22 protein-coding genes and 1 pseudogene are annotated in these 25,761 nt (G+C 49.2%); 17 read left to right on the top strand and 6 right to left on the bottom strand.

What is annotated here, in order from left to right; all coding sequences use genetic code 11:
* Window positions 1-106: pseudogene (locus H6F93_RS31705) on the top strand (IS630 family transposase); the annotation flags it as partial.
* Window positions 107-375: 269 nt separating this feature from the next.
* On the opposite strand, the gene crtO reads toward H6F93_RS31705, so the two are convergent.
* From crtO to H6F93_RS31720, 3 genes are all read right to left on the bottom strand, one after another.
* A complete protein-coding gene (crtO, locus tag H6F93_RS31710; RefSeq protein ID WP_190689910.1) occupies window positions 376-2,070 on the bottom strand; it encodes a beta-carotene ketolase CrtO in 1,695 nt (564 codons plus the stop codon).
* A gap of 246 nt (window positions 2,071-2,316) precedes the next feature.
* Window positions 2,317-3,045, bottom strand: a complete 729-nt coding sequence (locus tag H6F93_RS31715) for a GUN4 domain-containing protein (RefSeq protein WP_190689913.1) — start codon at window positions 3,043-3,045, stop codon at window positions 2,317-2,319.
* Window positions 3,046-3,078: 33 nt separating this feature from the next.
* Entirely contained in the window at window positions 3,079-3,603 is a 525-nt protein-coding gene (locus tag H6F93_RS31720) for an adenylyltransferase/cytidyltransferase family protein (protein ID WP_199314272.1), read from the bottom strand.
* 374 nt (window positions 3,604-3,977) lie between these two features.
* On the opposite strand from H6F93_RS31720, the gene H6F93_RS31725 reads away from it, so the two are divergent.
* From H6F93_RS31725 to H6F93_RS31775, 11 genes are all read left to right on the top strand, one after another.
* Entirely contained in the window at window positions 3,978-5,657 is a 1,680-nt protein-coding gene (locus tag H6F93_RS31725) for an efflux RND transporter periplasmic adaptor subunit (RefSeq protein ID WP_190689916.1), read from the top strand.
* 45 nt (window positions 5,658-5,702) lie between these two features.
* A complete protein-coding gene (locus H6F93_RS31730) occupies window positions 5,703-6,203 on the top strand; it encodes a hypothetical protein (RefSeq protein WP_190643836.1) in 501 nt (166 codons plus the stop codon).
* Between the two features lie 43 nt (window positions 6,204-6,246).
* Window positions 6,247-6,870 (top strand): class I SAM-dependent methyltransferase, encoded by a 624-nt coding sequence (locus H6F93_RS31735; protein WP_190643837.1) that lies wholly within the window; start codon window positions 6,247-6,249, stop codon window positions 6,868-6,870.
* A 6-nt stretch (window positions 6,871-6,876) separates the two neighbouring features.
* Window positions 6,877-10,050: an efflux RND transporter permease subunit gene (locus tag H6F93_RS31740; RefSeq protein WP_190689919.1), complete on the top strand. Its 3,174-nt coding sequence runs from the start codon at window positions 6,877-6,879 to the stop codon at window positions 10,048-10,050.
* Window positions 10,031-10,729, top strand: a complete 699-nt coding sequence (gene rppA / locus H6F93_RS31745; protein ID WP_190689922.1) for a two-component system response regulator RppA — start codon at window positions 10,031-10,033, stop codon at window positions 10,727-10,729. The genes H6F93_RS31740 and rppA overlap by 20 nt, the downstream gene beginning before the upstream one ends.
* Window positions 10,719-12,077 (top strand): two-component system sensor histidine kinase RppB, encoded by a 1,359-nt coding sequence (gene rppB / locus H6F93_RS31750; protein WP_190689926.1) that lies wholly within the window; start codon window positions 10,719-10,721, stop codon window positions 12,075-12,077. The genes rppA and rppB overlap by 11 nt, the downstream gene beginning before the upstream one ends.
* A gap of 233 nt (window positions 12,078-12,310) precedes the next feature.
* Window positions 12,311-13,939 carry a peptide chain release factor 3 gene (gene prfC, locus H6F93_RS31755; RefSeq protein WP_190643841.1) on the top strand — a complete coding sequence of 543 codons (1,629 nt, stop codon included), beginning with the start codon at window positions 12,311-12,313 and terminating at the stop codon, window positions 13,937-13,939.
* Window positions 13,940-14,482: 543 nt separating this feature from the next.
* Entirely contained in the window at window positions 14,483-14,950 is a 468-nt protein-coding gene (locus H6F93_RS31760) for a hypothetical protein (protein ID WP_190689929.1), read from the top strand.
* A gap of 38 nt (window positions 14,951-14,988) precedes the next feature.
* A complete protein-coding gene (locus H6F93_RS31765) occupies window positions 14,989-15,444 on the top strand; it encodes a hypothetical protein (RefSeq protein ID WP_190689932.1) in 456 nt (151 codons plus the stop codon).
* A gap of 30 nt (window positions 15,445-15,474) precedes the next feature.
* Window positions 15,475-15,978 carry a hypothetical protein gene (locus H6F93_RS31770; protein WP_190689935.1) on the top strand — a complete coding sequence of 168 codons (504 nt, stop codon included), beginning with the start codon at window positions 15,475-15,477 and terminating at the stop codon, window positions 15,976-15,978.
* An 83-nt stretch (window positions 15,979-16,061) separates the two neighbouring features.
* The gene (locus H6F93_RS31775) at window positions 16,062-16,724 is read left to right on the top strand and encodes a glutathione S-transferase family protein (RefSeq protein WP_190689938.1); all 663 of its coding nucleotides are present in this window, start codon (window positions 16,062-16,064) and stop codon (window positions 16,722-16,724) included.
* 49 nt (window positions 16,725-16,773) lie between these two features.
* On the opposite strand, the gene H6F93_RS31780 is transcribed toward H6F93_RS31775, so the two are convergent.
* Together H6F93_RS31780 and H6F93_RS31785 are read right to left on the bottom strand one after the other, a co-directional pair.
* The gene (locus tag H6F93_RS31780; protein WP_190689941.1) at window positions 16,774-17,295 is read right to left on the bottom strand and encodes a vitamin K epoxide reductase family protein; all 522 of its coding nucleotides are present in this window, start codon (window positions 17,293-17,295) and stop codon (window positions 16,774-16,776) included.
* 97 nt (window positions 17,296-17,392) lie between these two features.
* Entirely contained in the window at window positions 17,393-20,143 is a 2,751-nt protein-coding gene (locus H6F93_RS31785; protein ID WP_190689944.1) for a serine--tRNA ligase, read from the bottom strand.
* A gap of 471 nt (window positions 20,144-20,614) precedes the next feature.
* On the opposite strand from H6F93_RS31785, the gene H6F93_RS31790 reads away from it, so the two are divergent.
* The 3 genes from H6F93_RS31790 to H6F93_RS31800 all read left to right on the top strand — a co-directional run bounded on the left by H6F93_RS31790 (window position 20,615) and on the right by H6F93_RS31800 (window position 23,258).
* A complete protein-coding gene (locus H6F93_RS31790; RefSeq protein ID WP_190689948.1) occupies window positions 20,615-21,529 on the top strand; it encodes a hypothetical protein in 915 nt (304 codons plus the stop codon).
* A 129-nt stretch (window positions 21,530-21,658) separates the two neighbouring features.
* Window positions 21,659-22,249 (top strand): fasciclin domain-containing protein, encoded by a 591-nt coding sequence (locus H6F93_RS31795; RefSeq protein WP_190689951.1) that lies wholly within the window; start codon window positions 21,659-21,661, stop codon window positions 22,247-22,249.
* 31 nt (window positions 22,250-22,280) lie between these two features.
* Window positions 22,281-23,258, top strand: a complete 978-nt coding sequence (locus tag H6F93_RS31800) for a threo-3-hydroxy-L-aspartate ammonia-lyase (protein ID WP_190689953.1) — start codon at window positions 22,281-22,283, stop codon at window positions 23,256-23,258.
* Between the two features lie 15 nt (window positions 23,259-23,273).
* Here H6F93_RS31800 and H6F93_RS31805 read toward each other — a convergent pair whose 3' ends face one another.
* Entirely contained in the window at window positions 23,274-23,477 is a 204-nt protein-coding gene (locus tag H6F93_RS31805; protein WP_190643849.1) for a DUF2949 domain-containing protein, read from the bottom strand.
* 366 nt (window positions 23,478-23,843) lie between these two features.
* Here H6F93_RS31805 and H6F93_RS31810 point away from each other — a divergent pair, with 366 nt between their 5' ends.
* Together H6F93_RS31810 and glcD are read left to right on the top strand one after the other, a co-directional pair.
* Window positions 23,844-24,161: a hypothetical protein gene (locus H6F93_RS31810; RefSeq protein ID WP_190689956.1), complete on the top strand. Its 318-nt coding sequence runs from the start codon at window positions 23,844-23,846 to the stop codon at window positions 24,159-24,161.
* Between the two features lie 82 nt (window positions 24,162-24,243).
* Complete coding sequence (gene glcD / locus H6F93_RS31815) at window positions 24,244-25,713, top strand: glycolate oxidase subunit GlcD (protein WP_190689959.1); 1,470 nt, start codon at window positions 24,244-24,246, stop codon at window positions 25,711-25,713.
* Window positions 25,714-25,761 lie beyond the last annotated feature (48 nt).

The raw sequence follows: 25,761 nt of genomic DNA on the forward strand, positions 1-25,761 counted from the left end.
GTGGTTTGTGCTCAAGAACTGGATGCGACAACGATGGAGTGAGTTTGAGAGTTTTCACAATTGTATAGATGCAGCTTTCAAAACCTGTCCTAACGTGCTCCCGTAGAGCTATACTCGTCAAGGCCAGTGGACATAACAAAAAGAACAATAGATATGACAACCAAGCTTCATTGAAGGAAAGGCCTGCAACAGTAGAAGCCGCGATCGCCATTCGTAACATGAAACAAATAGGAAGATCGCCCCTCATCAAGCAACCTAAGCAAAAACCGGTGAGGGTTGACTAATACTCTTGTCCTTACAGTATTCTAGATAGCTGGCGATCGCCCCTCCCTCACCAGTTCTCAAACACCTTGTGAAAACTGGTGAAGGGATAGGTTAGGTAGTCCCCAGAACAGATCGAGTTACAGCCGCAAAAGAGTCTTTAACCTTGTTGACTGCCTGGGCGATCGGTCGCTGTGAACTAAGGAAAACCCGAGCACAGTTGCGTCCTGGCATTCCAGAAATCGAGCCACCTGGGTGAGTCCCTGCACCCGTGAGATAGAGTCCCTGAATGGGTGTTTTGTAGTTTGCCAATTCGGGTAGCGGACGCAAAAAGATCATTTGATCGAGCGTCATGTCAATGTGATAGTAGTTGCCTTTGTAGGCTCCCAGACGTTCACCTAGCTCTGCTGGGCTTTCAACGCGACGGGCGATAATGGAGTTTTTTAGATTGGGAGCGTAGTCTGCTAGTTTGTCGATGACGCGATCGGCGACTTTGTTTTTCAAGTCATCCGTCCAACCAGTACCGTTTAACCCGGTTCCTTCAGCTCCAGCAATTTGGTAGGGTGCAAAGAACTCAATCCACAAGGTATGTTTGCCATCAGGTGCCATTGAGGGGTCGAGCATCGTGGGCACGACCGCATACATGGATGGATCAGAGTCAGGGATGTCGCCAGCGGTGGGTTGGCTGTGGGCGAGTTCCACATGACGCACAGAGTCGGCAATCAGTACGGAGCCAATCAGGTTGCTGTCCTGGTGGTTGTGATGCTCAAATCGAGGAGCTTCTGAAAGGGCGCAGTCGATTTTGAGAATCGTTTCGTTGTTGTTGACGATGCGGCGCTCCAAACGCTCACGCAATTTTGGATCGGCTGAATCCACATCGGCTGAATCCATGCACTGCAAAAATAGCCGTTTCGCATCAATGTTAGAAATTACAGCATGCTTGGCGCGATACTCCGTACCGTTTGCTACTCGCACCCCGACGGCTCGTCCATCGTCAATTAGGACCTGGCTAACGTGCTGATCCGTTAGCACCTCTCCACCCTCATGCTTGACCAGGTTGAGCAATGCTTGGGTCAATGCGCCTGTGCCTCCTTTGGGTCTTGCCATACCGGGGTTGTGGCGCATCGACATCATCATGCCGCCGATGGCGATCGTTTTTTGTGAAGGTGGCGCACCCAGTTCTGAAGCGAGTCTTGCCAGCGGTGCTTTGAGAAATTCCGAGTCAAACCACTCGTTCAAGTGGTCTTCTGGACTGGTCAGCATCATGTGCAGCATGTCCAGGCTTTGGTCGATTCCACCCACCACTGAGAAGAGATCCTGCAAGCTTTTGATGTTGTAGTTGCCTGCGATGTCAGGAATGGATTTGGGAGGAGCGTTAAAAATCGGCGTGATCGCGTTGGTGAGTTGCTGCCAGAATGCAGTGAATTCAGCGTATTTTTGGGCATCGCGATCGCTATATCGGGCGATTTCAGCGCAAGTCTGCTCGACCGAACGGTGCGCCAAAAAATATTTGCCGTCTGGGTGAGGGCAAAACACAACTGGATCGCAAAAGAGGTATTCCAGCCCGTACTTGCCTAGCTCTAATTCCTCGATGACTGGACCCAAGTGAATGAACTCGTGGTCGATCGCACAAAGATTGAACTTAAACCCAGGAGCTTCCTCAGGCATAATTTCCTCGGTCGTTGCCGCTCCACCAGGCACCGATCGCTTTTCTAACAGCAACACGCTGTATCCTGCCTTCAGCAAATATGAGGCGCAGACCAAACCATTGTGTCCGGCACCGATGATCACGACATCATACGCTTGCATTAACGAACTCCAGTCGGGATTAAATGATACGTAAACCCATCTTAGACACGATTAAAAGATGCAAAATCTGTCTACTTAGATAGATCAATTCAATGGATTAAACCTTCAAACAGGTTAAATTTACAGAACTTAGGTGTTGAACGATCAGAAGAAGTCTTTGGATTAAAGCATTTGCTGTTAGAAAGCGATCGCCACAAACAGCTTGATTCAAAGACCCCCCAAGTAAGGGCAAACGCCCATTCGCCCTTACTTTTCTGTCCAAGCTGGATGCATCAGCATTGCAGCAATCACCCGTACTCCCCGCAGTTGATTTGACAGCGGTAGATGACCTTTGGGAGCAGACAAATCCCAGGTAAACTCCTGCGGATAGCGTGTCCAGTTGTTTCCTGACTTCCAGCCAATCATCGGCCATAGCTTCTCCCAATTTTTGCCCGTGCCCAGCCAAAGCTCTCGCTGCACCGAGTACCCAAACTTGCCTTCTGAATAGACTAGCCAGAGCGAGTTGATCGTTTTTAGGTCAACTGCGGGAAAACCGTCGACTTCGGTAAAGTAAATCCATTTCCTTTGAATTGCCGTCTCGCCTGCCAATTCACAGAGCTTCTCCAGCGTGAGGCGATCGGCTGCCTGAAAGTCTTGCCGAATGAGCAAATCCTGAAGGGGGGAATAGTCGATCGCCTGGGCAGACTGCAAAGGCACAACGCCTTGAGGAAAGTGAGTCTGGCAAAATTCCTTAGCTTTTGCTGTGTCGGCAGTTCGCAACAGCCGATAGGCCTTTCCTACCGTCGCAGAGGGCTGCTGAGATCGCTCTAGCAAAAATTCCATCAACGTCTCTAAGCCTGAATCGCCTGAATCAGCCAGTTGTTGAACCAATTGCAATTGGGTTTTCTCCGACTCAGTGTTGAGACGACGCAGATCAGTCACAAGGTCTGAACCGGGTAGTGGGGCGGAAGTGGGATCGGTAGTTGAGCGACTCATGTTAGCGGCTGCGGTTCATCCATCAGAACTATTCTACTCCCAGACAGATTGCAAAATGCTTTGAATGATGGCAGTCGTGGAGCTTGAAATTTCGATCGTGATCAGTTTAACGTCTCCTCCATAGTCCCAAACGTCAGGCACTTCGGGCAAAGTTTCTAAATTGTAGTCGCCACCTTTGACGTAAATGTCAGGTTGAAGGGTCTGAATTAGTTGACAGGCAGTTGTTTCAGCAAAGATTACCACGCCATCCACGGGCTTGAGCGCAGCCAGCACCTCTGCCCGCTGCATTTCTGGCACAATTGGACGGGCAGGTCGCCCTGGAGTCTGGGGTTTAATGGCTCTGATTGACTGATCGCTGTTCAAGCCAACGACGAGCGATCGCCCCAATTCCTTCGCTGCCCGCAAATAGCGCACGTGCCCTGGATGAATCAGGTCAAAGCAGCCATTGGTAAACACCAGCGGCCGCCAGTGGTCGGGGTGAAGGGCGATCGCCTGTACCAGTTCAGGCAAAGAATAAACACCAGGAATTTTCACGGCAGGTAAATCAGATGTTGTCAACGGTACTGTCGACTTAAAACAGCAGATGAAACAATAAGCACAACTAATGCCTGTGCAGTGAGGGTTGCTCAGATTATGCGGCAGGTTTCAACCCAATAATCTCTTGCCAATCCTGAAAAGGTTAAGTTGACGATATCCAAAAGTGAAATAGAAATGAGGCTTGTCTTACGTTTCGCTATCCTTGAATCGCTCTGTTGATCTCGGTCTAAATCTGAATCTAGCGGGAAATAAAAGCCTTATACCTCAGCCTAACCGCTAGCAGGGAGAGTTTTGTGCTAGAAATTTCATCCTCATTTTATATTTGCCTGCAATACTGCTCTTCAACTTTTGTTAAGTCCTAGGCTTGCACCATTATCCCTGCCCCAGAACTATCGATGGCTCCTACTTTGAAATGCTCTAATCGATTAGCAAGAGACCGCGTCGCTGGAACGTGCCTTGGACTGCTGCTGCTAATGACCCCAGCCGAAGTATTGGCTCATACAGGTCATGGTGACGAGTTCCACCAAAATCAGTCGGCTCAATCCGCAGGTGCGATCGAGGTCGATAATGCAACCGCAGAACGGATCGAGCTGAAAGTAGAGCCTGTCGCTCGTCAATCTCTAGCATTTGGTGTGCAAGCAACTGGGCAAATTGAAGCCTCTCCGAGCCGCAGAGTAGAGGTCACGAATCCTGTGGGTGGAACAGTTGTCAAGCTACTTGTAGAGCCAGGAGATACGGTTGAAGCAGGACAACCTCTGGCAGTGATTACAAGCGGTGAACTGGCAGAATTGCGCGTTACAGCGTTAGAAAATTCCGCAGAGCGACAGGGAGATGTGCAGCAGGCTCAAGCCAATTTACGCTTGGCTCAACAAAGCTACGATCGCCAGCAGCAGATTGCCCAGACTGCCATCGATCAGGCAAGAACCGAACTGAGAGTTGCTCAGGAGCAATACGATCGCGATCAAGAACTGACAGAGCAAGGAGCCATCCCCAGACGAGAGTTCTTAGAGTCAGAAGCACATTTAGCATCGGCACGACAAGCCTTAACCGAAGCCGAAAGTCGCTTAGAAGTGTTGGAGGCTCGAACCGAAGTAGAGCGTACCCAAACTGCTCTTCAAGTGGCTCAATCTCGCGCTCAACTCAGTGCAGGAACGTACAGAACTCGATTGCAACAGCTAGGAGCATCTCCTAATTCAGACGGCACGATTACTATCAAGGCTCCCATCGCAGGAACGATCGCCGATCGCGAAGTCACATTAGGGCAATCGGCTGAAGACGCAGGGGCAACCCTGATGACCATTGTGGACGATCGCACCGTCCTCGCAACTGCCAACATTTATGAAAAAGATTTGAGTCAGGTTTCTCAGGGTCAGCGAGTACGGGTGACGATATCGAGCCTTCCGGAGCAAGTCTTTGAAGGACGCATCATTACCATTGGCTCAGTTGTGGAAGGAGAGAGCCGAGTCGTGCCTGTTAAAGCAGAGCTAGACAATGGGGATGGAACACTCAAACCGGGAATGTTTGCCGAACTGGAAGTGCTCACTGATCGCACCCCAGAACCCATTGTTGTGATTCCTCAGTCAGCACTTGTTGAGGCAAATGGTCAGCAACTTGTTTTTGTCCAAAATGGCAATACATTTCAACCTGTTGAGGTAGTGCTGGGTCGGCAAGCCGGGGATTTAGTCGAAGTCAAAAGTGGATTGTTTGAAGGCGATCGCGTCGTCACTCAACGGGCCAATCAACTCTATGCTCAATCGTTGCGTGGAGGAGGTGCAACAGAGGAGGCAGTAGCAACGGAAGTTACAGAAGCCAGTGCTACAGGTGGAGCATTACCCTGGTGGGTTGTTGTGCCGGCAGGGGGATTGCTGGCGATCGGCACCTTTGCTGCAGGAGCTTTTTGGTCAAATCGGCGAAACTGCAGACAACTCCCATCGACAATCACTGCCCTGGAACATCTAGAAAATTCCCACAACGGGCATCATGCCACACCTGACAACCAGTCTGCACTGCTGCATTCGGCAGACCCACACTATCGAGATGCTGAAGTACCTGCACCGCCGCACCAGCATCATTAAGTCGCCTTCTATTTCACCAACCAATTATTTGAGAGGAATCAAACCGTGAAACTCAACAAATCTCTTGCGATCGCTCTAATTAGCCTGGGATTAGTCCTAGGAGCTTGTGCCAGTGGCGGAGAGCAAACGACAACTTCAGAGAGTCCTGCTGCTTCCCCAGAAACGTCTCCTGCTGCTGAATCCTCCAGCCCTACAACAACGGCTCAAGCTGACACCGCTCACGATACAAGTGCTTCACAAGGTGGACAGGTGGTTGAAGCAGGTCCGTATCACCTGGAACTGGTCACTCTAAAAGAATCCAGTGGCGTACATCTCGATTTCTATTTACAAAAGGGAGATACTCACGAAGCGATTCCAGATGCGACTGTAACGGGACAGGTTCAACTACCCGATGGAACACAAAAAACAGTTGAGTTTGAATACGATGCTGCGGGACAACATTACGTTGCGACCTTGCCTGATACAGCACCTGGAGAGTACAACGTTGCCGTTTTGACGGATATCAATGGTGAAAAGGTAAACGGGCGTTTCAACTTCAATCAATAGTTGGGCTAGAGAGGCGATCGCCAGTTAAACAGGAACGAATGACATGATTGAAGCAGTTGTTCAGCAGCAATATGATCACCTTGCCAAAATCTATGATCAACGTTGGCGTGGCTACGTTACAAACACTCTCAATTTCTTAAAGCAGTGGGCGCAGATTTCTCCGCAGGCGATCGTTCTTGATGTAGCGTGTGGAACAGGGGAGTTTGAGCGATTGCTGCTACAAGATCACCCAAATCAGCAGATTGTGGGAATCGATATTTCAGCAGCAATGCTAGCCATTGCCAAAAGAAAGCTCCAATCTTATTCTTCTGTTTCCTTTCATCAGGGCAGCGCAACAGCGATTCCCTCAGCTAACGAATCCTTTGATGTTGTCGTTTGTGCCAGTTCTTTCCACTATTTTGACGCTCCCTTAGATGCGCTAGCAGAAATGAACCGAGTTCTCAAACCAGGGGGCAAATTAATCATCCTAGATTGGTGCAAAGACTTTCTGCTGTGTCGCTTTTGTGATGTTGCACTGAAGGTGTTTGATCCAGCCCACAAACAGTGTTACACGCAACAAGAGTTTCACAACTTTCTCACCTCATCCCAATTCAACATTCAGGCTGCAAAGAAACTGCGATTTGGATGGGTGTGGGGATTGATGGTTGCTACCGCTATTAAAAATTAAACTGCTATGCTCAATGCCATTATCAAGTGGGCGATCGCGCGTCGGTGGCTAGTCATCTTAGGCGCAATGGTGCTAACGATTTGGATCGTTCGTACCGTGATGCAGATGCCGCTGGATGTGTTTCCCAGCTTTGCTCCACCCCAGGTCGAAATTCAAACCGAAGCGCCTGGATTAGCTCCAGAGGAAGTGGAATCTCTGGTGACGCTGCCGATTGAAAGCGCAATTAATGGCACTCCTGGCGTGACTGATGTTCGCTCTGCCTCTGCCGCTGGAATTTCGGTTGTCAAAGTCATCTTTACCTGGAATACCGACATCTACCAAGCACGACAGCTTGTAACTGAACGCTTGCAGCAGGCGCAGGACAAAATTCCTGAAAACGTTGAAACGCCTCAAATTTCTCCAATCACATCACCGATTAGCACCGTGATGATGGTTGCCTTTACAGTGGACGAGACGGTGGATGAAACAGCACCAGAGGAATCCCGCACTTCTTTAATGGAATTGCGACGAATTGCAGATTGGCAAGTTACAAATCGGCTATTGGCAGTTCCCGGTGTGTCTCAGGTCGTTGTGTATGGCGGCGAGGTACAGCAATATCAGGTGTTAGTTGAGCCCAAAAGGCTGCAAGCATTTGATGTGTCGTTGCAAGACGTGACAGAAGCCGTTGAAGCAGCGAATGTCAACGCACCTGGAGGATTCCTGACCACACCAGACAAAGAAACCCTAATTCGGGGTATTGGACGGTTAGAAACCATTGATGATTTGGGACAATCTGCGATCACGGCTCGCAATGGTACACCGATTCGGCTGTCAGATGTGGCGACGGTGCAGATTGGGGCAGCTCTTCAACGAGGCGATAGCAGTCTGAATGGCAAACCGGCTGTCGTCGTGATGGTGAACAAACAGCCGCTTGCCGATACCCCCACGGTTGCTCGTGGAATTGAGTCTGCAATGCAGGAGATTCAGGCAGGGTTGCCCCAAGATATCAAAGCGGATATCACTTTTAGTCAGGACAAATACATTGATGCGTCGATCGAAAATGTTCGAGCCGCACTGATTGAAGGCAGCATCATTGTTGCCCTGATTCTGATTCCCTTCTTGATGAACTGGCGGAATTTGCTGGTATGTCTGGTGGCACTACCACTGTCTCTGCTGATCGGTGTACTAGCGTTGAATTGGTTAGGTCAGGGACTTAACACCATGACACTAGGTGGACTAGCCGTTGCGATCGGGTCTGCTGTGGATGATGCGATCGTTGATGCAGAAAACGTCTACCGTGCTTTACGAGAAAACAAGCATTCTGCCCATCCCCGTCCAGTGTTAGAGGTCGTTCTGGAAGGGTGCCAGGAAGTTCGGGACTCCGTTTTCGGAGCGACGATCATTACCATTGTTGTTTTCTCTCCTGTGTTTGCGCTGGGCGGTGTGGAAGGCAGCATTTTTATCCCGATGGGATTGGGCTACATGGTGGCAGTGTTGGCATCCAGCGTGACTGCCCTCACCGTTACGCCTGCCTTGTGTGCGATTTTGCTGCCCTATGGTCGTTTACCAGAAACAGAACCCTGGGTTGCCCGTTTTTTCAAGCGGATCTATCAACCGTTGATCGACTTCTCCCTACGTCGTTCTAGCCTGATTCTGACCGTCGCGGCGGCGACTCTCGTTGCGGCATTGGTCATCGTACCCTCGCTAGGACGAGAGTTTTTGCCAGAGTTTCAGGAAGAAAATCTGGTCAACACGTTGATGCTCTATCCCGGTTCATCCTTGCAGGCAACCAATAGTGCCGGGTTTGCGATTCAAGATGCTCTCAAAGACGATCCTCGCTTTCGGTATGTGCAGTTGCGATCGGGACGTGCCCCCGGAGACAGTGATGCGGCTGCGGTGAATACAGCCCACCTGGATGTGGATTTAAGCGAAGAAGGGCTAAAAGACCGAGAGGGCAGTATTGAGAAACTGCGGGAAGAATTTGCCAAGCTGCCAGGCGTAGCCCCAAACATTGGTGGCTTTATTTCACATCGGATGGATGAAGTGTTGTCGGGCGTTCGTAGCGCGATCGCCGTCAAAATCTTTGGTCCTGACCTGGAGCAACTCCATGCCCTTGGACAAGAGGTAGAGCGGATCATGCAAACCGTTGAAGGAGTAGTGGATCTGCAACTGGAACCCCAAATTCCCATCGAGCAAATTCAAATTCAGTTCGATCGCGCTGCTGCGGGTCGCTATGGGCTAACCGTGGGTGAACTCTCCAATACGATCGAAACAGCACTCAACGGCAAAGTCGTTTCCCAGGTCTTAGAGCAGCAACAAACCTTCGATCTGGTGGTTTGGCTGGAACCAGAAGCCAGGAACAATCTTGATACGATCAGCAATTTACTTATTGACACCCCTACAGGGCAGAAAATCCCTTTGGCGCAGGTCGCTCAAATTCGCACAGGAACAGGACCAAATACGATCAATCGAGAGAACGTGTCTCGACTGATCGTGGTTGCCGCTAATACGGATGGGCGAGATGTGCGATCGGTGGTCAATGAAATCCGCTCGAAAGTGGCAGAGCAAGTCCAATTTCCTGCTGGATACTTTCCGAACTATGGTGGGCAGTTTGAGGCAGAGCAACGGGCAACGCAAAACATTTTGGTGTTTAGTGCGATCGCCTTTGTGGTCATCACCGTGATCATGTATCTCTCAGTGAAATCCGTCGCCTCCACTGCCATGATCATGATCAATTTGCCGTTGGCACTGGTGGGTGGAGTCTTCTCTGTTGCGTTAACAGGCGGGGTTATTTCTGTCGCTTCGTTAGTCGGATTTGTCACCCTGTTTGGTGTTGCGACGCGCAATGGCTTGTTGTTAGTCGATAACTACAACAACAAATTTGCTCAAGGAGTGCCCTTCCGACAAGCATTGGTTAAAGGCTCAATGGAGCGATTGAACGCAATTCTCATGACTGCCTTTACTTCAGCATTAGGATTACTGCCACTCGTCATTGCCGGAGGACCCGGAAAAGAAATTTTGCAGCCTCTCTCGATCGTCGTTTTAGGTGGATTGTTCACCTCCACAGCTCTGACGCTGGTTGTGCTGCCCGCTCTCTATGCCCGATTCGGTAAGATGTTAATGCCCAAATTGCATCCATCGCAATCTGTTCCACCCGTTGCCCCAGAGGAACTGACACCTCATGCGCGTTCTATTAGTTGAAGATGAGCCTGATCTGGGTGCTGCACTGGAGCGATCGCTCAAGCGCGAAAAATATGTCGTGGATTGGGTGAAGGATGGGACGGAAGCGTGGCAATTCCTAGAAAACGGCTGGAACCAATACACGGTTGCCATCTTTGACTGGCTACTTCCAGGATTGTCAGGGATTGAACTCTGCCAACGGCTTCGAGCAAAGCAAAATCCTCTTCCCATCTTGATGTTAACAGCCCGCGATCGCATGGAAGATCGCGTAATGGGACTGGATACCGGAGCCGATGATTATTTGATCAAACCCTTTGGTATAGCAGAATTATTAGCACGGCTCAGAGCATTGCAGCGGCGATCGCTTCAGATTCAACCTCCTCAACTTCAGGTTAGCAATCTCCTTCTTGATTACGCCACATCAACCGTTTCAATTTCTACAAATACAGGAAAACTGCAAAACATTCCTCTCACTGCCAAAGAATTTCAACTATTGGAATACTTTATGCAGCACCCCAACCAAATTCTTTCGCGTGACCAGATTATTAGCCGTATCTGGCAAACAGAAGCAGACTTTAACAGTAATGTAGTCGCGGCTCAAATGCGTCTACTGCGACGGAAGTTAACTGAGTATGGTTACGATCACCTAATTGAAACCGTATACGGCATGGGCTACAAGCTCAACACCTATGAAACATAGCCGAGTCTTTCATACCACTCGACTGCGCTTAGCAGGGCTATATGCCGGAACGATGGGGTTTATTCTCACCCTTTGTGCTGTAGGTTTCTACGAAGCGATGGCACATAGCCATGTCTCTGAGTTAAGCCACCGAATTGAGTCAGTAGCTGGCACACTGCATGATGGGCTAGAAGCCTCGTTGCAACAACCGGGCAAGCTAGAACCGATTGTGCAAAAGTTTATTCCATTGCTTTGTGTCGCTGGAACAACTTGTGCCTATGAATCCACAGCCGTTCACTATTTGGGGGTCTTTCAAGAACATGGATATTACATTCGATTTGTCACCCTATCTGGGCAGTTGTTAGCCAGTGCCGGTGAGATCACAACTGACTTACCTGTGCGCGTCGAAACGGAACCCTGGCAAACATTAGAAGCTTCTGACGGGACTCGCTATAAGCAATTATCTTTGCTGCTGAAAACGGTTAACCAAGATGCATGGGGATATATGCAGGTCGGGCGATCGCTCTCTGACATTGATGGACATATGGTTTGGGTTCGGTTGATTCTGCTAATTGGCTTGCCCGGTGCGATGTTTCTTGTTGTTGTTGCCAGTTGGTGGATTGCTGGACAAGCGATGCAACCCGTCTATCGGTCTTACCGTCAAATGCAGCAGTTCACCGCCGATGCTGCTCATGAACTCCGAACACCACTAGCAGCGATCCAGGCAAATTTAGAATCAATTCTCACACCCGATGCAACTGATGCGGATGCCTGGGATACGCTGCGTACTGTTGAACGCCAAAACAATCGCTTATCTGGGCTTGTTCATGATCTGTTGCTCCTCTCGCGTATGGATTTACAAGGATTTTCTGCTAAACAGGAGCCTTGTAATCTCAATGATTTAGTGAATGATTTAGTGGAAGAGTTCTCGGCACTCGCGCTTGCTTCACATATCTCACTCATTGCAGACGTTCAGACAAACACACCGATTACGGTATTCGGCAGCGAGGAGCAACTTTATCGCCTCGTTGCGAATCTCATCACGAATGCCATTCAATACACTCCTAGTGGCGGCAAGGTCATCGTTCATTTCAAGCGAGACGATCATCATGCACTGATTCAGGTCGAAGATACTGGAATCGGCATTCTACCTAAAGAACAAGCGCGTATCTTCGATCGCTTTTATCGCGTCAATAGCGATCGCTCTCGTCAAACTGGAGGAGCAGGTTTAGGTTTAGCGATCGCACAGGCAATTGTGCAATCTCATCAAGGCACAATTCAGGTACAAAGTGAAACGGGCAAAGGCAGTGTTTTTAGTATTCGTTTGCCAGCGAGGAGTAACTCCAAACAGGTTCAAGTTTTTCTTTAAGGCTTTAAAACTATGGAAACTTAAATTTTTACAGCAAGCTTCATCCAAGAATTTTTAGAACGTTAGTTAGGCGTTGTACATTTGACGAATGGTTTTCGTAGGGGCAGCTTAGGAACCAGGAAGCTTTCGTGAAGCAGTACGGGAATCAGACTCTAGAATCGGGTACTTCCCGCAACCCCCAACCCCCAATACCCGTTACCATAGAATACTGAGACTATTCACCAAATCCTCGCATGTCCACAGAAATTCAAGCAGAATTGCAAACAGCGGTTGAAAAGCGACGGAATTTCGCGATTATTTCGCACCCGGACGCGGGTAAGACGACGCTAACCGAAAAGCTGTTGCTGTACGGAGGCGCAATTCACGAGGCAGGTGCGGTCAAGGCGCGACGGGCACAGCGTCATGCCACTTCGGACTGGATGGCAATGGAGCAACAGCGGGGCATCTCCATTACCTCGACAGTGCTGCAATTTGAGTACGACGATTACTGGATTAACCTGCTCGACACGCCGGGGCACCAAGACTTTAGTGAAGACACCTACCGCACGCTGGCGGCTGCAGACAATGCGGTGATGCTGGAAGACGCGGCAAAAGGTCTAGAACCGCAGACGCGCAAACTGTTTGAGGTTTGCCGGATGCGCGGCATTCCGATTTTCACCTTCTTCAACAAGCTCGACCGACCGGGGCGCGATCCGCTGGAGCTTTTAGACGAGATTGAACAGGAATTGGGCTTACAGACTTACCCGGTGAACTGGCCGATTGGCATGGGCGATCGCTTCAAAGGCGTATTCGATCGCCGCAAACGGCAAATTCACCTGTTTGAGCGCAGCGCTCACGGTAGTCGCGAAGCCCTCGATACGGTTGTGGAATTGGGTGATCCCCGCATCGAAGACCTGCTTGACCAGGATTTGTACTACCAGCTCAAGGAAGACCTGGAACTGCTGGAAGGTGTTGGCACTGAGCTGGACCTGGATCTGGTGCATCAGGGAAAAATGACCCCAGTTTTCTTTGGCAGCGCCATGACCAACTTTGGCGTAGAGCCGTTTTTGGATGCGTTTCTGGACTATGCGCTCAAGCCTGGGGCGCGGCGCAGCACCCAGGGAGACATCGACCCAACCCATCCAGAGTTTTCTGGATTCGTGTTTAAGCTACAGGCGAACATGGACCCAAAGCATCGCGATCGCGTTGCCTTTATCCGCGTCTGCTCTGGCAAATTTGAGAAAGACATGGTGGTGAGCCATGCCCGTTCTGGTAAGACCGTGCGCCTTTCGCACCCGCAAAAGCTGTTTGGGCAGGGGCGCGAGTCGATGACCGAAGCCTTCCCTGGTGATGTGATTGGTTTGAACAATCCTGGCGTATTTGCGATCGGTGACACGATCTACAATGGTCAAAAGCTGGAATATGAAGGCATTCCCTGCTTTTCGCCAGAACTGTTTGCCTATTTGAGAAATCCTAACCCTTCCAAGTTCAAGCAGTTTCGCAAGGGTGTAACGGAGCTACGCGAAGAAGGTGCAGTGCAAATCATGTACTCGGCGGACGAAGCCAAACGTGACCCAATCTTGGCAGCGGTAGGGCAACTGCAATTTGAAGTCGTCCAGTTTCGCCTACAGAATGAGTATGGTGTAGAAACCACGATAGAACTGTTGCCATACAGCGTTGCCCGTTGGGTGGATGGTGGTTGGGAGGCGCTGCAAAAAGTCGGTCGCCTATTCAACACGGTGACAGTAAAAGACAGTTGGGGTCGTCCGGTGCTGCTGTTCCGCAATGAGTGGAACTGTCAGCAGGTTGAGGGTGAACATCCGGAGTTGAAGCTGAATGCGATCGCCCCCGTCGTAGCAGGACAAGAACCAGAATCCTTGTAGATGTGGCAATCTAAATAAATTATGAGAGGCGCACCCTTCAGGGTGCGCCTCTCATAATTTATTCTTACAACTAGGCTCTTGAAGAATGGTTAGTGTTTTTAACCAAATGGATAAAGCAGACAATGCTCGATACATCGCTGCAATTGTAGTTAAAACCTTTGAAAGAAAAGGCTGGAGCAACCTGATGTAAGGGCGATCGCCAACTCTAAATCTTTTCTAACTGACACCAACTCTCTTTAAGGTTATACAGTTTGGAGCCTACCCCACATACACGGGTAAGCTCCAAACTGTGTAACTTCATGCAGAAACGATATCAGCTCCAGACTTTTTCTGACTTTTTCTGGCTGGCAATCTTGGAATCACTATTTATTCTAGTGATAGGTAAAGACAACTTATTTCGCTGTGTCAAACAATTATCACTTGTAATGATGATGTCTGACCGACTCCTTAAATAGAGTGCAGACATCATTATCTTTATCATTCAGGAGAAATTGTTCGTCAGCTTGAATACGTTCAAAACCCTATTTTTGAGAAACTTCTATCATGATTAATCACATCTCACTTGCAGTCCATAATCCCTCTCACGTTGCTGAAGTCGTTGCAGAATTATGGCAGGGACAAGCGGTTCCATTCCCCAATCACCCTGGCTATTACATTACCTTTGCGATGGATTCCTTTGGTAGTTTGATTGAGTTTTTACCCAAAAAGACTGTTCTCCAGCCGAATTCAGTTGGTAAAGGTGTACAGTTCGCTGATCTGTCCTCCGAGGTGCCAGTTCACACTGCAACCCATGCAAACCTTATGGTGCCAATCAGTGAGGCGCAAATTTATGCGATCGCCGAACGAGAAGGCTGGCGTGCCGTTCGGTGCAAGCGATCTGACGATTTTGAACTCATTGAATTTTGGGTGGAAAACGAAGTTTTGTTGGAGCTACTGCCGCCAACTATGAGTGAGCAATACCTGACTGCAACCCGTCCAGAAAACTTGCAGGCTATCCTCGCCGCTAAATAGAGTGTCTCAGCAATTCGTTGAAAATTGGAATCACATTTATGGACTTTTCCCACTGGTTGTTATTGTTTTGTACATTACTCGCCTTCTACAACCTCGGTATCATCTGGTTTGGGCAAATTGTAGTTTATCCTCTCTTTGCTAAAGTCGGTGCAGAGGAATATATCACTTATCACACATTTTACTCAAGCCAAATACCACTTCCGGTGATTCTTCCAGGATTCGCTCACTTTCTGTTACCGATCGCCCTAATTTTCTATCGTCCTGAGCCTGTATCACTGGGACTTGCTCTGGCTAATGCCGCTTGTGGACTATTATCCCTTGTTGTAACAGTGGCATTAGAAATACCGCGTCATAATCGCCTGGAAAAAGGTGGCAAACAGGAAGACGTGATCCGAGAATTGATTCGCTACAACTGGCCCCGCACCTTTAGCATCATGGGTTCTGCCTTTCTCACACTCATGATGCTGATGCAAGCATTCTCACCCACTATTTAGTTGATTGTTTAATTCAACGGAGTAACTTTCATGATCCACCATATTTCGATCGATGCTCACGATTCACTACGGGTTGCTAGTGTTCTTGCAGAAATCTGGAATGGCAAAGCCTATCAATTCTTTTATCCCAACAGTTATCACGTGATGCCCTGCGATCGCTATGGTACTGGTATCGTAGTGTTCCCAAAAGGAACGGTATGGGTTCCCGGTGCTGATACTCAGTCAGCTCACCTGCTCCCCGCTGTATCTACTGACTTAGTCACCGACTTAGTCACTGACTTAGTTGCAGTTCATGCTGCGATCTCAGTTCCTACAACCCAGCAGCAGATTGAGCAGATTGGACAACGGGAAGGATGGCGTGTTTTGACTCGTGAGCAGGGAGATGGTCCTTTCCGGCTAGTCGAGTTTTGGGTAGAGAATCGCATCCTGTTTGAGTTTTTGCCACCAGGGTTTGAACCCCAATATTTGCAAACGATGCAACCCGAAGTGATTGAGCAAATTTTAGGTCAGCCGATTCAACCTGTGGCAGTTTAGGAATGAGGGGAGCGATCGCCACATTCCCTAGCCCAACTTTCAAACAACAATTATCCAACCCTCAATCAAAAGGGGCTTCTTCCATGACTGAAATTGAACTTTATAGCGCGGCTCTATGCCCGTTTGCCCATCGAACACGCTTGGCTCTAATCGAAAAAGGATTGCCGTTTAAGCTAATCGAGATCGACTTGCGCAATAAACCTGAAAACTTCAAGGAAATTTCTCCTTATGGTAAGGTGCCTGTACTCAAGCATGGTAAGAATCGCGTCTGGGAATCTGCCATCATTAACGAGTATTTGGAGGAAACCTTTCCAGAGCGTCCTTTGTTACCCCAAGCACCGATTCAGCGCGCCCAAGCAAGGATTTGGATTAATTTTGCCGATACCCGATTGTTTGCTACTACTGGCAAAGTACTATATACCCATGCTTCGCAACCGCCAACAGAAGCACTACAGGAACTCACTAAGCACCTACAGTTTATTGAAGCTGGACTACAAACAATGGCATCGACAGGACCTTACTGGCTAGGGTCAGAGGTGAGTTTGGTTGATTTGACTTATTATCCCTGGTTTGAGCAATGGACTGTGCTGGAACAGTACCGAGGATTTGAATTTCCTACGGGACTCGATCGCTTAAAGCAATGGTGGAAAGCTATTGCCGCTCGTGACTCGGTACGAGCGATCGCCCAGCCCCAAAACTTCTACATTGAACGTTATGCTCAGTTTGAAGCCACCAAGGTTGGGTAGTAATCCTAGTAGGTAGAGGCGGTTCGCGAACCGCCCCTACAACAACAATCTATTTAGATGGCTCTATTTCAGGTTGCCCCATTAATGTCTGAACGGCGGTTGTTATTTCAGGCATTGCTAGTGCTAAAGAGGCAAAGGAGCAGAGGGTTGCAACTTGGCAATACTCACAAAAAGCTTTGTTTTCACTCCATTCTTCACGCGCTAACTCAGCCGATGCGATCGCATCAACCAAAATTTTGGCACCCATCGCGATCGGTATAAGCGGATTTTCTTTGGCACGGTTTTCGCCACCAGTTGTAGCTAACCAAGCTGTGATGCCGTAGTTAATCATCATGAGTGGACCGTCGGGAGTGTTTAGCCGGCTGTAGGCATAGTTAGAAGCATCAACGCGATCGGAATCTACAAATGGAATGGGCAGATCGGGGAGTTCTTTCAGTACGCCACTCTGATAGAGGGTGACGATTTGGGCCATTGTTCCTCCCAGCATTGAGAGTCCAACAATCCAGCGACGGCGTTCTAGATCGGGACTGGTGCCTTCGCGAAGCTCTTTACTAAGCTGTTGTGGTTCCATGATTTACTTTGCTTTGTGAGTGATAAGTTTGCTTGTGTTGGAGGAAAGGGAGATGCGTTACGCTGTCGGTAACGCATCCTACGCAGCACTTCGATGTTTAATCGATCAGGTGAAATCCGCTAGAGGCGATGACACCTGCGATCGCCGCTGTTGCGACAGAGGTAATGGCAGTACCAAACACCCACCAGGCGGCAGCAGCCGTTGTTTTTTGGACTTCTTCTGCCTGTTCTTTTGCCTGATGTTTGAGAGCACTGATTCGCTCTTGAACTTTTGTTTGCACTTGTTCAGCCCGGCTCAGTGCGCTATCTCGTGCCGCCTCAATCTGGTCAACAATCTTGTTAGCCTTTTCCTCAGAGATATCTCGTCGGGAACTGAGCAGAGCAACCAGTGTGTCGCGATCAAACTGGCTGAGGCGATCGCGCAGTGCTTCTAGTCCTGCTTCGGGGTCGTCAAACAATTTGCGAATATCGCGCTGGATTCCCTCATAGTTGAGCTCTGGCTGCTCTAGTGAGTTGAGATAATTTCGAGTGTTATCAGAAACATCACGAGATACATCCTGAACGCAATCGCGGGCACGATTGACGAGTTCACGCGGAGAACGAGCGATCCCTCGCACTCCATTCAGGACTTGATCAATCCTTCTATTAATTTGCTCTTCACTCACTCCTTGCTGCTGGCTGAGCAGTCTCACCAATGTCTCTCGATCAAAGTGAGAAAGCCAGGTTCTTAAGGCTGAAATTCCTGCCTGTGGGTCGTCCAAAAGCTGCTGTAGCTGCTGCTGTAGCTGTTCTGGGTCGAGTTCTCCTAAACCTGTATTTTGCGAAACGCCGCGCAAGTAATCTGCAAGTTGATGAGTAATGTGATCAACCTGTTTTCTTGCTTGCTCAGTTAGCGCTTGTGGAGCGTGTAGAATGCCATCTCGAATGGTTTCAATCTGATCAACCAGTTGATTGACCTGTTGCGGATTCAGGTCTTGCCGCTGAGAAAGGATCTGCTCTAACGAACTGCGATTAAGCTGTCTCAGTCCGGTTCGCAGGGCTAGCAAACCACCACCAGGAGATTCCAGTAACATCTGGAACGTTTGCTGAATGGACTCAGGCGACAACTCTGCTGAATTAGTTTCTCGCAGATAGGACTCAACCTGTTGACGAAACTCACCAGCTTGCGCTTGCAACTGATTCCAGGTTTCCTGGGATTGATTTAAGAAGCGATCGCGTGCCCCTTCCAGGTCATTTAGAATCTGTTCAGTTTCGTCTGGATTCAGATCTTGCCGATTTGCTAACAACAGTTGTGTTAGCGTATCTCGGTCAAACTGAAGCAGCCGATTGCCAAGCATTTCATAAGTTACATCTGGATCTGCCAACAGTGCTGTAAAGTCCTGTTGAATCTGATCTGAATTCAGCGCTTCCTTCGGAGCAGAACTGAGATAGGTTTCAACCTGATGGCGCAATGCTTGCGATCGCTCCTGTTCTTCTGCTACCTGAACCTGATCCAAAACTTCTCGACGAATTAGTTCTAGCCCATCAGCGATGCTATTAATTTGCTCAGGATTTAGCTCTTCTCGACGATTCAACACTTCCACAAAGTAAGGGCGGTTGAGCTGAGCAAGCTGTTGATGCACCAGTTCTGCATCTGCCTCTGGATCAAACAACACTTCTCGGAAACCGCGATCGAGGCTGTCCGGCTGGAGATACCAGGTTGGAGAATGGAGCAAGTAGTGTTCCACATCTGACCGAATCACCAGGGAAGGGGTGGATTGAGTCACTTGAGCAGCTACCTGCTGAGCCTGATTACCCACCTGCTGACTAAGAGAACTCAGCGACTTTTTCAAGGCTTCAGAACTCAGACCCGAAACACCACCTCGTCCCGTCAGCATTGTTACCAACGCACTCATTCCCAGTTCTAAAGTGCGTTCCCGTAAGCCTACACCTTGCTGAGCACCTTGCTGAGTTTCAGGTTGCTCATTTCTATGAGACTGTTGCTCAGAGGTTGATTCATCACTCTGGTGTCCATTGCCGTTTTCGGCAGGTTTGAGTCCTAGAATCTGTGTCAGGCGATCGCGCAACTTACCTGATGCCAAATCTTCTGAGCTTGCCGATTGGATTAAATCAACTAATTCTGAACTTGCACCGGATAACAAACCTGAGCCACCTAATAAACTCAATGCCTGATTGGGTGGGTTCTTCAGATTGGGCTGAGGTAGCTGTAGTGTCGAGATATAGTTCTCCAAGTTTTCGCGTAGCTGATTGGAAGACAAGGTCGATCGCAACTCCTTACTAACGGCATCGACCGAGGCTTGTACCGTATTGGTGATCTGGCTACTCGCTGCCTGACCACTCAAGGCAGTCGCCACAGTTGCCATTACACCCTGTACACCAGCACTGGCAGTGTTTCCCACGGTTCCTAAGAGAGAGGCGATCGCCTGCGAACTCAACCACAGCAGCAGTAAAAAGTAGACCGACCAGATCACCACTGCAACGATCGCCCCTAACCCTGCTTGATGAATTAACGTCAGCTTCACCGCTAAAAAGCAGGCAGCAAACAGAGCTGTATTGACAATAAAAACTGTGGCGCTGCCAACCTTTGCTTCAACTTTGCGAATCTTCTTTCCCCAACTTTTCTGATCGTCATCTGTATCCGCTGGATTGATGCCAGCAGAAATTCCAGCCGCAATAGAGAGGTTGCTGAGCAAAAATTGAAAGGCAAACGCCATGACCACGCCTGCAATCAGGGCAATGAAAAACTGTGATCCTGAAAGAAATGTGAGCGCCGAGTACTCATCTGGAGTAACCACCTGTGCTAAAGACAGGTTAACGATTAAATGAGTGATTTCAGATTGTTGAAACATAAGTTGAAACACAAGTCATCCGTCACATCAAGAACTATCGGTCGTCAACTCATAACCAATAGCCATTGACCCGCAACCAATGACCAATGACCTCTTTCATAGCTTGTTATGCTTCTCATCCTAGTCAGGCGTTTTATAGTTGCGGTCTGTCTGTAGTTTCAGGCAGTTATCCCGCCAAAGAGTGAGACTGCACTACGCTCGAAAGTAGTGACGAGCACAACATGGCAGAGGCAGTAAAATAACCATTTTTGTAGAGGTGTTTTGTGGACCAGGGGCGATCGCAATAGCTCAAAAATCTATAGCAGCATGGCTGCTGTATCTGTAGGGCTGGTTTTGACTCCTGAGACTGGCTTTCGGAAAATGCGATCGCTGCTTCAGGTTGCACCTCCTGATCCCATTCCATCATCAATTGCTCAGCCTTAGCTTTGTATGTTGTTATAGGCTGAAGTCAGGAGAGTTATCGTTATCGCTATGCCAGAGAAAACCGCCAGCGTTTACCAGCCCCCTGTTGCCAATTTGCTTAGCTATGGGGAACTCAAACCAGCCAATCAGCCCTGGGCAGATTATGTGGCAGACCTCGGATTAACCGAAACCCACATTGCTGAGCTGATTCGGATGATGACAGATGCTGAGCTTTGGGAGAGCGACTTTGAGGGTTTCGAGTCTTGGGGTGTTGCTCATGCTTGGCGAGCATTGGCGCAGCTTAAGGCAGTAGAGGCGATCGCCCCTTTTCTATCTTTATTAGAGAAATATGAGGATGACGATTGGCTACACGCTGATGCACCCAAAGTATTTGAACTCATGGGTGAAGCGGCATTACCTAAGTTAACGGAATCTTTAGCCGATGCTTCATATCAGGAGTGGACTCGCTTTGCGATCGCCGAAGGGATCGGGCATATTGCGGAACATTATCCCGAATGCCGGGAGAACTGTATTGATGTGTTGGTTAAACAACTCGAACAGTATGCTGATAACGGGCAATCCTTGAACGGTATGCTGGTGTCGGCATTGATCAAGTTAAAGGCAGTAGAGGCAGCTCCTTTGATGGAGCAGGTTTACGCAGACAAAAAGATTGATGATATGGTGGCAGGCACTTGGGCAAGAGTTCAGGTTGATTTGGGGCTGAAGTCAAAAGCAGATTTCTCAGAAGAAGACTTTCGCCCTCAATTTGTCAAAAATATCCATGCGGCTGCCTTGATTCGGAATCCTGAATATGACTCCTATGAAGATTCAGGTCCATTCAGAGCCCCTGCAAATTGGGGAGTTCCATCAGAAGCACCTGCTAAATTCGGTGAGGGATTTTTAGAAGTGCTAAAACTAAGCGCTAAACCAGTTCAGGGATTTGGGCAGGCAAAATCTAACAAAAAAGGTAAAAAGAAAAAGTAGCTTATTCGGTTATGAATACGGCTGATTTTTTATTTCAACAGATTGCTATAGCCCCAATTGGAGGAGGTCTAGCGACAGAAATATCTGATTGAATGAGGCAGGTTTTGCAACTTCAACAGAGGGAATGTGATGAAAGCCAACAATCGCAGGTTTTGTCTGGGTGCGATCGGTCTAGTTGGGTTTGCCGGAATAAGTGTAGCGCTGGTGACCCCAGCGATCGCCCACTCTCCCCAACCCGATCACTATTCTGAGATTACACTTCAGTCTGAAATACAAGTAGCTCAGTCTAGCAATGACATTGTTGATGTAGCTACAGCTAGCGGCTCGTTTAGCACCTTAATAGGATTGCTGACAGAACTGGGCATGGCAGAAGATTTAAGAGGCTACGGACGATTCACTGTGTTTGCGCCCACCGATGCTGCCTTTGAGGCAATTCCTGATGACGTTTTGCAAGCATTGGCAGGCGATCGCGAACTGTTGGCACAGGTTTTGACTTATCACGTTGTGGCGGAAAGAGAGCCTTATTATATGGATGACTTCTCTGGCTCACAGTCACTTAGAACGTTGGAACGCAGCGAAATCACCGTGAGCAGAAGAGGACGCAGCCTTTCAGTGAACGGCGTTGATGTCATTGAGGCAAATATTGAAGCTTCCAATGGAGTCATCCACGTCATTGATCAGGTATTGATTCCTGCAAGTGTGTTGTCACAAATTCGATAAGCCGACCACTCATTTGAGGATCGTGATTGAGATGCCAGATATCAGTGAAGTTTCTTACGCCAATATCGAAAAGGCTTCCAGTTGTTTGCAGGGCACAGCCAATAAAACTCCCGTGCTAACTTCTAGAACAGTTAACCAACTTACCGGAAATCAGGTTTTCTTTAAGTGCGAAAACTTCCAGCGGACGGGTTCTTTCAAGTTTCGGGGAGCCTACACTGCTCTGTCGCAGCTTCCCGCAGAGCAACAGCAGCGAGGGGTTCTAGCCTACTCATCTGGCAATCATGCTCAAGCGATCGCCCTCTCTGGCAAACTTCTGGGAATTCCCACAACTATCGTGATGCCTCAGGATGCTCCTGCCGTGAAGCAAGCTGCTACTCGTGGCTATGGCGCAGAAGTGATTCTCTACGACCGAAATGAAACAACACGAGAGGCACTGTCTCAACAAATAGCAGGCGATCGCCAACTCACCATCATCCCTCCCTTTGACCATCCTCACGTTGTTGCTGGACAGGGCACTGCCACCAAAGAATTGCTTGAAACCGTTAGCGAACTGGATCTGCTACTGGTCTGCTGTGGGGGAGGTGGCTTGCTGTCGGGATCGGCGATCGCGGCTCATACCCTCTCTCCCAACTGTCGAGTGATTGGGGTTGAACCAGCCTTGGGCGACGATGCCGTCCGTTCCTTTCACAGCAAAACCTTGCAAACTGTTCACAACCCCGCCACGATCGCGGACGGAGCAAGAACTCCTTCCCTCGGCAAAATTACCTTTCCGTTAGTGATGCGCTACGTTCACGATATCGTTTCTGTGCCTGACGAAGCGCTCCTACGAACTATGTTTTTCCTTTGGGAACGGCTCAAAATCGTCATCGAACCCACCGGAGCCTTAGCCACCACTGCTCTGTTAGAAGGCATTGTCAAAGCAAAAGATTCTCGTATTGGCGTAATTATCAGCGGTGGCAATGTCGATCTTCAGCAGATTAGCGAATTGCAGCGGCTTTCAAAAGGATGAGTGCCCCCTGACTCCCTACACCGTCGTCGATGCTGTCTCCAGCCAGTCAAAAATTTTGTCGAGCTGCTCTAGCGTCACTAGCCCATATTGCCACAGCACCATTGGCAACAGGTTAGGAATTTCCTCGTCGTGGCGCAGCGCGATCGCAATTCCATTCGCAGGAATTGCCAACTCTTCCTGGAGGAACTGAATCAATCGGTTTCGCAACGTCGGTTTCATCGCTTTAGCTCGACTCCCTGAGTCGGAGTGCAGGATGCTATCAGATTAAATGGGGTAAGGGTGATCGCACCTCCCTCCTCCGTCTCATCTGATCGGGTGATTGAGCAGAATTTCTAAACCTTTTTGCCCCTCAACTATTCCCAGAGCTTAGTCCGTAGGTGTGAAAACAGTGTGACAGCTCTGAGACAAATCTGCTGTTTCTCTTACTGCAATATGGCTTTGCGGCGACAGTGTGTGTCTTTCAAGTGTCATCGCTTAAGGGACACTTGAACAAAGTGTCACGCGATCGCCATTCTCCCCGTAGCAGGGTTCTATATTAGTAACTGTGAGGAGTGAACTGAATGACGAAGCCCCTGGAGTCGAAACATGGCAAGACGTCCGGGGGCTTTTTCAATGGAAAGCGATCGCGTGAATGTCCGAAACTTGCTGTTGCTTCTGGTCGTTCCTGGAGTTGCCAGCTTTGGTCTGGGGGCTTGGTGGGGCGTTAACGATTTTATAGCTTTGACGGAAGCAAACCAGCAGTTCGATCGGCTGGTTCGTCAATCAGCTACTCAGGAAGAATTGTTTGTCGCAGCGCATCGAGAAAACACTCATCGAATCAATGTCGGGTTTGACGGCACCTGGATGCTGTTAGGCGGCATTTGGGCTGGAATTGGTATCGCTGCGATGGGGCGATCGCGTTAAACGATATGAATTAGGCGCAAATGTAAGCCTACAATCTGAATAGGGACCTGAAAAGCTGTCAGATCCTCTAGAGGTGTAGGTCATGGTTACTCAAGTCACGTCCCAAGATTGGCGACCGATCATTAAAGCCTTTGAGCAGGCGATCGGTAAAAGCGGCGTAATTCAGAAGCGTGAAGAACTGCTGGTCTACGAATGTGACGGGCTAACCAGCTATCGCCAGCGCCCTGCCGTGGTCGTCCTGCCTCGCACCACCGAGCAAGTCGCCGCCGCCGTAAAAATTTGCACTCAGTACAACGTTCCCTTCATTGCGCGAGGTGCTGGCACAGGACTATCAGGTGGTGCTCTGCCCATCGAAAACTGCGTCCTCATCGTCACCGCCCTGATGCGCCAAATTCTCGACATCGACCTGGAAAACCAGCGCGTTGTCGTTCAACCCGGTGTGATCAACAACTGGGTGACGCAGGCAGTTAGCGGCTCCGGCTTTTACTACGCCCCCGATCCCTCCAGCCAAATTGTCTGCTCGATTGGCGGCAACGTTGCTGAAAATTCTGGTGGCGTTCACTGCCTCAAATATGGCGTTACGACCAACCATGTACTGGGACTCAAAGTTGTCCTGCCTGACGGCTCCATCATCGATACGGGCAGCAAAATTCCTGAAATGCCGGGGTATGACCTGACAGGACTATTCGTTGGCTCCGAAGGCACACTAGGCATCGCCACCGAAATTACCCTGAGAATTCTCAAAGCACCCGAAGCCATTCACGTCTTGCTAGCAGACTTCACCAGTGTTGAAGCTGCTGGACAAGCCGTTTCGGACATCATCAGCGCCGGAATTATTCCCGCTGGGATGGAGATGATGGACAACTTCAGCATCAACGCGGTAGAAGATGTCGTCGCCACAAACTGCTATCCCCGCGATGCCGAAGCGATTCTGTTAATCGAAATAGATGGGTTAGAGGTAGAAGTCGCTGCAAACAGTGAACGAGTCGAAGCTATCTGCCGCCACAACGGAGCTCGCAGCATTCGCACTGCCACTGACCCAGCAGAACGCCTAACGCTGTGGAAAGGGCGCAAAGCCGCTTTCGCTGCGATGGGTAAAATCAGCCCTGATTATTACGTTCAGGATGGCGTAATTCCGCGCACCAAATTGCAGTATGTGCTCAAGCGAATTGAGGAGTTGAGCGAGAAACATGGTTACAAGGTGGCAAACGTGTTTCATGCGGGCGACGGCAATCTACATCCGCTAATTCTTTACAACAACTCAATCCCCGGTCAGCTAGAAACGGTAGAAGAATTGGGCGGCGATATTCTTAAACTTTGTGTAGAAGTCGGCGGCAGCATCTCTGGAGAACACGGTATTGGAGCCGACAAGCGGTGCTATATGCCGAATATGTTCAGCGCGACCGATCTAGAAACAATGCAGTGGGTACGTCAAGTATTCAACCCGCAAGGACTGGCAAACCCTGAGAAAATCTTCCCCACTCCTCGCACCTGTGGCGAAGCGGCAAGAGTACAGGCGCAGGGGCAGTTTCCAGATGTAGAAAGATTCTAGTTAAGGGGTCTCTCCTACACTGCTGTAACACAACCTATGTTGGCTGAG

This window comes from Leptolyngbya sp. FACHB-671, from assembly GCF_014695745.1.
GTDB lineage: Bacteria > Cyanobacteriota > Cyanobacteriia > Elainellales > Elainellaceae > JAAUTN01.